8 protein-coding genes are annotated in these 8,105 nt (G+C 47.0%); 7 read left to right on the top strand and 1 reads right to left on the bottom strand.

The features are described 5' to 3' along the window. The first annotated feature begins 22 nt into the window (after positions 1-22). The 4 genes from QZ310_RS05050 to rplS all read left to right on the top strand — a co-directional run bounded on the left by QZ310_RS05050 (position 23) and on the right by rplS (position 2,852). Positions 23-463: a hypothetical protein gene (locus tag QZ310_RS05050; RefSeq protein ID WP_297071045.1), complete on the top strand. Its 441-nt coding sequence runs from the start codon at positions 23-25 to the stop codon at positions 461-463. A 278-nt stretch (positions 464-741) separates the two neighbouring features. Further along, positions 742-1,284, top strand: a complete 543-nt coding sequence (locus tag QZ310_RS05055; RefSeq protein ID WP_297071047.1) for a DKNYY domain-containing protein — start codon at positions 742-744, stop codon at positions 1,282-1,284. Between the two features lie 12 nt (positions 1,285-1,296). Beyond that, complete coding sequence (locus tag QZ310_RS05060; RefSeq protein WP_297071049.1) at positions 1,297-1,863, top strand: hypothetical protein; 567 nt, start codon at positions 1,297-1,299, stop codon at positions 1,861-1,863. Positions 1,864-2,492: 629 nt separating this feature from the next. Further along, positions 2,493-2,852 carry a 50S ribosomal protein L19 gene (rplS, locus tag QZ310_RS05065; protein WP_297071051.1) on the top strand — a complete coding sequence of 120 codons (360 nt, stop codon included), beginning with the start codon at positions 2,493-2,495 and terminating at the stop codon, positions 2,850-2,852. Positions 2,853-3,126: 274 nt separating this feature from the next. On the opposite strand, the gene QZ310_RS05070 is transcribed toward rplS, so the two are convergent. Next, the gene (locus tag QZ310_RS05070; RefSeq protein WP_297071053.1) at positions 3,127-3,273 is read right to left on the bottom strand and encodes a hypothetical protein; all 147 of its coding nucleotides are present in this window, start codon (positions 3,271-3,273) and stop codon (positions 3,127-3,129) included. Positions 3,274-3,560: 287 nt separating this feature from the next. On the opposite strand from QZ310_RS05070, the gene QZ310_RS05075 reads away from it, so the two are divergent. The 3 genes from QZ310_RS05075 to QZ310_RS05085 all read left to right on the top strand — a co-directional run. Beyond that, positions 3,561-4,544: a DUF3943 domain-containing protein gene (locus QZ310_RS05075; RefSeq protein ID WP_297071055.1), complete on the top strand. Its 984-nt coding sequence runs from the start codon at positions 3,561-3,563 to the stop codon at positions 4,542-4,544. A 307-nt stretch (positions 4,545-4,851) separates the two neighbouring features. Then, on the top strand, positions 4,852-5,727 hold the full coding sequence (locus tag QZ310_RS05080; protein ID WP_297071057.1) for a hypothetical protein: 876 nt from the start codon (positions 4,852-4,854) through the stop codon (positions 5,725-5,727). Between the two features lie 46 nt (positions 5,728-5,773). After that, a partial coding sequence (locus QZ310_RS05085) for a hypothetical protein (protein WP_297071060.1) occupies positions 5,774-8,105 on the top strand: 2,332 nt, incomplete at its 3' end.

The raw sequence follows: 8,105 nt of genomic DNA on the forward strand, positions 1-8,105 counted from the left end.
ATTCAAAAAGAAATCATCAGATATGAGGGAAATAAGATTTGTAACGATTGTTGCCACATTTTTTCGCAGCATTGTAAAGAGTGCCGCGTTGTTGATTGGCTTGCATACGGGGTTTTGGCTGTGTGTCTATCCATTGCTTGCTTATGGGTGTGCGGTGGAAGATGTGTTTCAAGAGGGAGTCGGATTATGGTTAATGACTTCGCCGGCATTGTTGCTTGCATGGCTGACTACAAGTATTTTCCTATTTATAGGCAATCTCTCCGGAGTGTTGGAGCGGATGGCGAAAATCAGCATTGGAATATTTTGTCTTGGAATATTGGCAATCAATGAGGTTCTCCTGTTCTCGTTGACGGAGTACCCGTATTCAACAATTACTTTCTGGGGTATTTATATGGTAAAGATATTATTGTGGACAATAATGTTTGTGATATGGCAACATTTCAGAAATGTCTGGCGAATATAAGCTTCTGCCAAGAGTGAGGACCGATAATATCAATTGTATTTAGATAGTCCATATCTCCTTGACAGATTGAATCAACAGATATTGCATATCCCAAATAAAATCAGTAACTTGCGATGCGTCATTCTCCAATCGCTTCAAACGACGATGCCATGAAAAATTCATAACAGGGTTTGTTTCTTGCGATAGAGATATTTTCAGCAAAGAGTATCCGGAAAGGTTTCGGAGGATGATGGCAGTTTTGTATTTGTGAATCTTCGTCGTATTAAATAATTCCAAATATGCGCAAAAGAATAAAATTCGGATATATTGTTTCATGTATGCTGATTCTTCTTTCCCTATGTGGCTGTGGCCCTAAAGGATATGATGAGGTCAGTGATGCGGGTGTGTGGATAAGTCTTTCCGATGGAGAAGAGTGTGGCTGTTATCATCGTCGTGGTAATTGGATTTATAGTGGCTATTTTATAGGAAAACCGGATGATGACAGAAGCTATCATCCTATGCAAGAAATTGATGTTAATACTTTTATGGTATGTGTTGGAAGCGATTATTCTAAAGATGAAAACTATATATTCTATCCAATAGAATCCATTTGTGAGGATGGCGAATATGAAGATGGTACGGGGTGGGGAGGTATGTATGTGAGGCGGTATATTGTCGATGGTGCAGATCCTAAATCATTCAAATATCTTGGAAATGGTTATGGAATTGACCATCGTCAGATGTATCATGATGGAGAGAGGATACCATGGGATTATGATGTCATCAAACGGACTAAAGAGATGTCCATGTCAAGTGAAAAAATATGTTTTGAAGAATATTAAATTCGGCAGATTATGAGACTGTTACTTATTATACTATGTGTCGTTGGCATATTCTCGTCGACTGTTATGGCGCAGTTGGGAGTGCCTGTATGCGATGCTGAGATGTCGGCTCCAATTCAGGAACAGGATGATGGGATAAGGGAGCGGATAAAGGCAGTGTGGCGTAAGAAAAGGGAAGCCATATTTCACGACACTATAATATGTGATGAGCACATCATGGCCATACTATCAATACCTACTTCATCGGACATAATTCCAAGTAGGCCTATCGATAGATATACAGAGGGTTTCCATAAATTTCACAAAGTAGGTATAAAAGGAAATGGATGGTTAACTTTTCATTATGGATTTTTGTGTGTAAATCCCGAATTCGAAGATAACGAAATGAATCTTTACAACTGTAGGCTTGGTAATGTGGCAAGGTCGCGGGCATTTACGCGCGACAGTCTCTTTTTCCGTCAGGACAGCTATTTCATATACAGTATCGATATCTCATACGAGAATATCCCGGAGGAGAAGCGGGCATTGATGGATTCGATTCTGGACAATGTGAAGATTGTGAGTATTCCATGGGATTGACCGTCGTCAGATGTATCATGATGGAGGATTGGTTATAGGGATGATTAGTGTCCGACAGAATTAGTGTCCGACAGGACACTGATTTACTCGTAACCCCGGACATCGAAGCGTAGCGCAGATGTCCGGGGTTCAGGAATACCCATCCACAAGATGTCCGGCAGGACATCGATTTACGTAAAGACATTGGCTATGCAGATCGGTAAATCCGTGTCCTGCCGGACACGCTGTTGCGTGTGGGTGTCAGAGCCCCGAACATCTTCGCTACGCTTCGATGTACGGGGTTACGAGTAAATCGATGTCCTGCCGGACATCACGCATGATTTTAGATCCGGGTTACGAGTAAATCGATGTCCTGCCGGACATCACGCATGATTTTAGGGGCTACACTCCTTGGATGCCGTCGTTCAGATGGGATGTGTCAATTTGGGATGGTTGGTTTGTGGATTGATCTTCCCAGATGTGGTGGGGAGGTTTGAAAATGAGGTGAATGACGGAAATTTTTTCAGTCAAACTCTTGCAATTCACCTGATTTTCCCTTACCTTTGCAGCCGATTTCGTAATCTCTGGCAGGACATGCAGCCTGCGAATATTGCGATTAGTGTTAACATTTTTAATATTCGAATAGAAAAATGGATTTAATTAAAGTTGCCGAGGAGGCTTTTGCAACAGGCAAGCAGCATCCCGACTTCCAGCCCGGTGACACTATCACAGTGGCTTACCGCATCAAGGAAGGTAACAAAGAGCGTATTCAGCAGTATCGTGGTGTGGTTATCCGCATCTCAGGCGACGGCAGCAAGCGTCGTTTCACTGTACGCAAGATTTCCGACAACATCGGTGTAGAGCGTATCTTCCCGATCGAGTCACCCTTCATCGACTCAATCACCATCAACAAGTATGGTAAGGTACGTCGCGCAAAACTTTACTACATCCGCAAGCTCACAGGCAAGAAGGCCCGTATCAAAGAGCGCCGCGTAGTGAAGAAGGCGTAAAGATATTGAATACCCGCCCGTCCGGGCGTCCCCCAACTCCATCGCCCGGACACAAAAGAGCCCCAGACCCCAATCACCGTGAGGCGAGCAAGTCTGTGAGGCTCTTTAATTTTTTCATTGGATGGAAGGGTACATAAAGACGTAAGGTCAGAAGCGACATAAGTTTATCGGCCAATCGAGTAGCTGAAAAAATCTTATGTTTCTTCTGACCTTACGTCTTTATGTGCCCTTTCCACTGAATTTCTCTCAGGGTCGGGGGATTTTTAGTGTGCCGTTATAGCATCGGGGGGATGAAGGCTGCGACGTCGGTATCGCCGAGTAGGTCGGCGATAGTGAGCCATAACATAAGCAGAATTATAAGGACAACCACGCCTATGGCAAGCCACAGTGTAGTTCCGGATTTGGTTTTTCTCTCGCTCATAATAATAGTTGTTTTTTGGACGGTTAATAGTGTCGGTTGAAAGTGATTCTCGGTGTATTAACACCTATACGGGACGAAAAGTTGATGAGCAGTTCCGTTAAGTTTTTTTAGCTATTGATATGTTTGCCGGGGAGCCTCGCCGGGTGTTATTTAAGTAAGATCCGAATAACATAACTCACGATAAAGGCCGTGTGGCATCAACACACAAAAATACTTCTCAACAAGCACGCTATTCACTCCCACGGCCGAAGAAACAAATAAAATCGTAATATAAAACTATTTATATTATGGGAACGAGAGAAACACACACACGGCGCACGGCAGCGCTTCTTGCCTGCTGCATCAGCCTCACGGCTGTCGAACCCGTCGTCGGTCAGATTGTCGACAGTGACACGCTGGCCGTCAGACATCTTGACATAGAGGTCGAGAGCATAGAGGATTTCCGCCTCACGCCCGACCCGCAGACGAGTCCGCTCCGCAACGCGGCTGTCTTCCCTCCGGTGGCCACAATTGAGGACCTGGAGTATGATGATAACATCCCTGTCCCTGCGGTCGACATCCCGCAGAAACATTGGAGCATCTATCTTGAACCATATTCGCGCCACAGAGGCTCGCATCCCGACTGGCACAGGATGTGGATCAACACGGCGGTGCTCTCAGGAGCCTTCCTCGGGACGCTCTTCGTGTTGCAATGTCTGCCTGAGGATGCCACTTCCTGGAACCGTGCCGAGTTTCAGGACACTCCTTTCTACACACGTTGGTATGACAATATCTTTGTCGAGAATCCTGAGATTGACCATGACAATGCCATCTTCAACTATATCCTTCACCCCTACGCAGGAGCGGCTTATTTCATGGCTGCCCGCTCGTGTGGGTTCAGCTTCTGGGGATCGATGCTCTATTCGGCGCTCATTTCCACGGTCGGGTGGGAGTTCGGTGTCGAGGCCTGCATGGAACGTCCGTCGTATCAGGACATTGTCATCACTCCGGTCATCGGCAGTATCATCGGCGAGCTTTTCTACAAATGCAAGCGCCACATCGTGGAGCATGACTACACGCTTTGGGGATCGCGCCTGATGGGCAACATCGTTGTCTTCCTTGTCGACCCGGTCAATGAGGTTGTCAACCTCTTCAGGGGAAGCTACGAACGCAAGGCCCATCTCGGCAAGGACAATCCGTCGGTCATCAACCGGCGCCCCTCGTTCAGCTCCTCCCTCATGCCGACCCTCGTCGGCGGTGCCCCCGGCTTCACCCTCACCTGCACGTTCTGACGCGCAGACCTGACGTCAGGTCGCCTTTTTCAAGATATAGGGTTGCCTTTTCGGACATTGGGTCGTCGCCCCGAAATATAGAGTCACCGCCCTGTATATAGAGTCACCTCCTCCGGATATTGAGCCGGACGCTCCCAACGCAAGAATTTAAATTTAACGCGTATGCAAATTTGTTGACATAAATTTGCATACGCGGTTTTTATTTCGTATATTGCGAACGATGAAACCTTGGGTGCAAATATCAGTGACTGTGTCGGTTGTCATGGCTGTTTCGTTTTTTGGGATTGCTGACGACCGGAGACTTTCCATGGAGTCTCAGAAGGTGGATGCAGAGGGGACGGTCTGGGATTTCTCGCAGTCGGAGCGGGCTGACAGATGTCCGATGTACCGCAGCTACGGCGACACCCTTGTGGCTGAGATCTATTCGGGTTGCCGACAGTGGTACGGACTCAGGAATGATTCTGCATTCTACATGGGGGAGGAGACGCGATTCTACAAGGCTGTGCCTGAAACGCCCATCCCGACCTCGGCTTTCGGCAATCCGTTGCTGTTGGGACGCGAGGATGGCGGGACGAGGGGTGTCTACTGCCGGACTTTCGCGCTCGGTCAGGATGGGAGCTATGAGTCGCTGTACCCTATTAGGGGACGCCTTGTCCTTGCCGAAGGTAATGCTGTCAGTGCGGACGCTGTCACTGAGCGCCGGAGCTTCACCGAATGGCTGGTCTCTGATTCGCTGCCGGACGGGTTGAAGAGGACGCGCGAGACGGTCAGGACGCGCTGGTTCGTGGCGGGCGACACTTTGCCAGTGGCATTGCAGATTACGGAAAACGTGCTCCACAACGGTCGTAAGGTGTCGTCGGTGACCTCGGCTTTCATCGTTCCCGCTTCGGAAATTGCAATGAATGAAGAGTCTTTACGCGAGGCTGTGCAGGATGCCCTTGACAATGCGAGAATCTCGCTTTCGGGGAGTATGGTGAGGATTGAGGGGGATTTCCCTGCTGATGTGAACCTTACACTGCATATCTCCGACATAGCCGGAAGCCGGTTCCATCACGAACCGCTCGGCGCTACCTTGAATAGCGAACTGTGGGAGATTCCGCTTCCCGCGCTTCCCCCGGGCCAGTACATACTGACTGTATCGGCGGGGACTCCTTCCAACCGTAAGATAACGGTCAGCATCTGACACTGCATCACATTTACCTTAAATTCCCATAAATCTCCCTCCCGGTATGAACCGACTGTCACATATCTTCATCCTTCTGCTTGTCTGCCTGCGGACGGTGGCGCTTGATGTACCCTGGCCGGAACAGAATGTCTGGCCGGAATCGCCGCAGGCAAAGGCCATCCGTCAGGTGATGATGCCGACTCCGGCATTGGTTACGGGGGCGTGTGAGTTCTCGGTTCCGATATATACAATTGAAGTTGAGGGGTTCAAGATTCCGATAACCTTGCAGTACCGGTCCAACGGCATAAAACCGGAGGATGACCCGCAGCCGATAGGCTACGGCTGGGTGCTCACGCCCCCTCTGCGCGTGTCAAGGCAGATAATGGGACGTCCGGATGAGTATTTTACGTTTGTCGGGGATAAGGGGTCCGATTTCGTTGAGGAAAGCTACATGAACGGTTACGGCTGTGTAGCGATATATGGTGCAGGGTCAAAGGGCTATCCGGGTTATTACGATTCCGAGCATGACATCTATACGATATATCTGATTGATAAGACTTTGACCTTGATATATAAGGATGGAGCGTTCCATGGTGTTGATTGCGATGAATATATAATAGAAAGCGGTAAAGAGTTGTCCTATATAAAGGTAACGGATCCAAATGGAGTAATCTATGATTTTTCTATTGACGGTGAGTACATAGATTATCTGAATATGCGTACAGAGTGGCTGCTGACGTCAATAACTCTTCAGTCAGGAAGTATGATTAATTTCGAATGGCAGTTGGTAAATCATGGAGCTTGGAAATTTAAAATTCAGGCGCCAACTTCGCTTTATTATAATACTTATAACCATCCTTTTACATATATCAATAATATCGGGAAGATTGAAAGTAAAGAACCACATACATATTATAATACAAAGGATCTGTTGAGCATTACATTTCCTGGAGGAAAGCTTGATTGCAACTATGGTGGCAGTGTGAGGATGCTTGAGTCTGTGACAGTGTCATGTGATGATAAAAATGTGTTTACGGCAGCAATGGATCATTCTGTAGATCCTAAGTTGTTGTCAGGTGTTACGATTCAGAATTCAGAGATATACTCTTTTGAATATGACCGGAATACATTTTCACGAGGTGATATGATTGATTGGTGGGGATTTTATAATGGACGAGATAATAACCTCAGGCCCTCTCCCGAAGTCAAAATGACGGAAAACATCAATAACGGACAAATTATAAGTGGTGCGGATAGGAGAATTGATGAAGAGAAGATGAGGGCTTACATGCTGACTAAAGCCATTTATCCTACAGGAGGAAGCGTCGAGTGGGAGTATGAGGTACACCGGTTCCCGGAACAGGAGGTGCCACAATGGGCCAAAGACCACATAGAAAATGGCATAAATCTTTCAGAAGGTGGAGGGCTTCGTGTCAGGACTATAAGAATGAAAGAAAATTCAGGATCTGAGGATTTCAGAACCAAGGAATATATATATGGAATAGACGGCAATGGTCTCGCCCAAATCTGTGCCGCGCCCTTGCTGCATACATTCATAACGGATACGCCCTATTGGTGTTACAGATATGTTGGGGGGAATAAATATATTGGTGTACATGATCGTTTTCTTTCCATAAATCCATATTCAGATTATCTTACAGGACAAGCAGGTGCTACTCCTATATGGTATGAGAAAGTAATGGAAATTGATTCAGAGGGGAAAACTGAGTATGAGTTCGAAAAGGTATGTATGAAGAATGTTGTATCAAGGTCATGGAGCCATGTATATCCGATATGGACTAATGAGATTTTTTCAAATGGTCCCGTACAGAAATGCGTGACAAAATACCGTTCTACCGCTTCCGGTTATAGCTCGATAGAGAAAACGGAAAGCATCTACGAGTTATCGGAGAATTCGGAGCTTACTCCCTTGGAATGCTTTACGGTACGCAGGCTCATGATGTTCCTTTATCCGTCAGAATATTATCCGGACTTCGGACCGTATGAGTCCAAGATGGTCGGATTCATGCCTTGGCAATATGAGCGTAACTCGGAACTTCGTAAAGAGCCGTGGTCCGGTACGATTGTTTCCAGAGGAGAGGAAGGATGGTATGAAGGCCATGACTATTTCATCCAACTACAGACCGAACGCCTCGTCTCTCGGAAAACCACCACCTACCATGAGAATGGTGAAACGAGTGTGACGGAGAGATATGAATATGTCCCGAATACGGGGCTGATTTCCGCCACGGTAGTGTCCAACGGGTCGGAAAGCGTCCGGACCGAGTACACCTATTCGGATTCATACACTGATTCCGGTACACCGTCAATTGCGGATGAGCTGAAGGAGCGTAATATCCGCGGCATGGTCACGGGGGTAAAGGAAACCTGTGGCT

Source organism: uncultured Duncaniella sp. (genome assembly GCF_910577345.1).
Lineage (GTDB): Bacteria > Bacteroidota > Bacteroidia > Bacteroidales > Muribaculaceae > Duncaniella.

Coding starts and splice junctions, on each gene's coding strand:
- QZ310_RS05050 (WP_297071045.1), top strand. CDS start 23: ATGAGGGAAATAAGATTTGTAACGATTGTTGCCACATTTTTTCGCAGC.
- QZ310_RS05055 (WP_297071047.1), top strand. CDS start 742: ATGCGCAAAAGAATAAAATTCGGATATATTGTTTCATGTATGCTGATT.
- QZ310_RS05060 (WP_297071049.1), top strand. CDS start 1,297: ATGAGACTGTTACTTATTATACTATGTGTCGTTGGCATATTCTCGTCG.
- rplS (WP_297071051.1), top strand. CDS start 2,493: ATGGATTTAATTAAAGTTGCCGAGGAGGCTTTTGCAACAGGCAAGCAG.
- QZ310_RS05070 (WP_297071053.1), bottom strand. CDS start 3,273: ATGAGCGAGAGAAAAACCAAATCCGGAACTACACTGTGGCTTGCCATA.
- QZ310_RS05075 (WP_297071055.1), top strand. CDS start 3,561: ATGGGAACGAGAGAAACACACACACGGCGCACGGCAGCGCTTCTTGCC.
- QZ310_RS05080 (WP_297071057.1), top strand. CDS start 4,852: ATGGAGTCTCAGAAGGTGGATGCAGAGGGGACGGTCTGGGATTTCTCG.